Origin of the sequence: Mesotoga sp. B105.6.4 (genome assembly GCF_002896535.1) — a bacterium.
In the GTDB taxonomy this organism is placed as follows: Bacteria; Thermotogota; Thermotogae; order Petrotogales; family Kosmotogaceae; genus Mesotoga.
In genome coordinates this window covers 1-1,412 of record NZ_JWIM01000082.1, presented here as the reverse complement: position 1 = coordinate 1,412, position 1,412 = coordinate 1, and the positions used below count along the sequence as shown (strand labels likewise).

At 47.0% G+C, this 1,412-nt stretch carries 2 protein-coding genes; both read left to right on the top strand.

From position 1 onward, the window contains the following. The coding region (locus RJ60_RS14445) for an ABC transporter substrate-binding protein (RefSeq protein WP_146028940.1) at window positions 1–434 on the top strand (434 nt) is incomplete at its 5' end. A gap of 70 nt (window positions 435–504) precedes the next feature. Next, the coding region (locus tag RJ60_RS14440) for a branched-chain amino acid ABC transporter permease (protein ID WP_103135220.1) at window positions 505–1,412 on the top strand (908 nt) is incomplete at its 3' end.

The window sequence follows — 1,412 nt, the reverse complement described above, 5'->3', positions numbered from 1 at the left end:
CAGGATGGCCGGCACATTTCGGCGACTCTCCCCTGGCAGAAGGAGTTACCCTATACGGAATGTGGGCTACAACGATCAACAGAATCAGCCCCGTAGCCGAGCACTTCTGGAATGCCTACATTGAGATGTTCAAGGAAGAGCCGGCAACTTACTTTGCTCCTCTCGGTTACACGAACATTTACTTCCTTGCAGAAGGAATCAAGGCTGCTGGTACTATTGAGAAGTCTGCACTTATCAAGGCCCTAGAGCAGGTGGAATATGCGTCTCCAATCGGTGATGTCTTGAAGATTGCGCCAAGTAACGTCATAAAGCACCAGGGCTTCACTGCTCAGAAGATACTTCAGTGGCAGGGTGGCGAACAGCACGTAATATGGCCTCTAGAGTTAAAGACAGCTGAACCTGAATATCCATTCCCTTCCTGGGATGGGAGATAGTCTGATTTAGGTCGGGCAGCAATGCCCGACCTTATTATCTGAAAAAGTTGCTACCAGGGTGGTGAAAGACTTGGAAAAGATCTCTTTCTTGAGAAAGCATAGAGGCATTTTGATACTTGTCGCGATACTTGTGGTTGTCGCGATCTGGAGGCCGCTAGCCGCGATTTATGGCGTTCAGAGAGGTAGTCTTTATGCACTGATAGGGCTTCCTCTGGCTCTAACTCTCGGAGTAGTCGGAATAATGAACCTTGCCCACGGCGATTTGCTATCGCTGGGAACTTATATTGTTTATCTATTTGCAGTCAATACCGGTATGGATCCTCTTGTTTCGATAATCCCCGTGTTTTTCCTGCTATTCATTCTAGGAGTTGTTATCTATAAGCTTACGGTAACCAGGGTTCTTAAAGCAGGACACCTTAACCAGCTGCTTCTCACTTTCGGGATATCGATGATAGTTCTGGAACTCATGAAGGTTATCTGGACTACCCGGCCAAGAAGCGTCTATGTTGACTATTCTTCGTCCTCAACGACGATTGCCGGCGTTAGATTCGGTACTTACGAGTTGCTTTACGTTGTGTTAGCGTTTGCAGTGCTAATCGCTCTTCAACTCTTTCTAAAAAAGACAAGATTAGGGCAGGCTACCTTTGCAGTCGGTCAGAATCCTCGCGGAGCAAAGATTGTAGGGATAAACACCGATTTCGTCTATCTCTTTGTTTTTGGTTTATCGGTCGCCATACTTGGTATTGCAGCAGGGGTAATGGTGCCGAGATTTGCAATCTTTCCCTCTGTGGGCGCGGCATTCACTATGAAATCATTCAGTCTAGTTGCAATGGCAGGTCTCGGTAACCTAACCGGGATTCTGATAAGTGGTATTGTTCTAGGAGTGGGAGAGGCAATCGTTCAATCGATTCCCGGATATGCCGGTTGGTCTGACATCGTGTTCTTTGGAGTACTGATAGCAGTTATCATGATTAGATC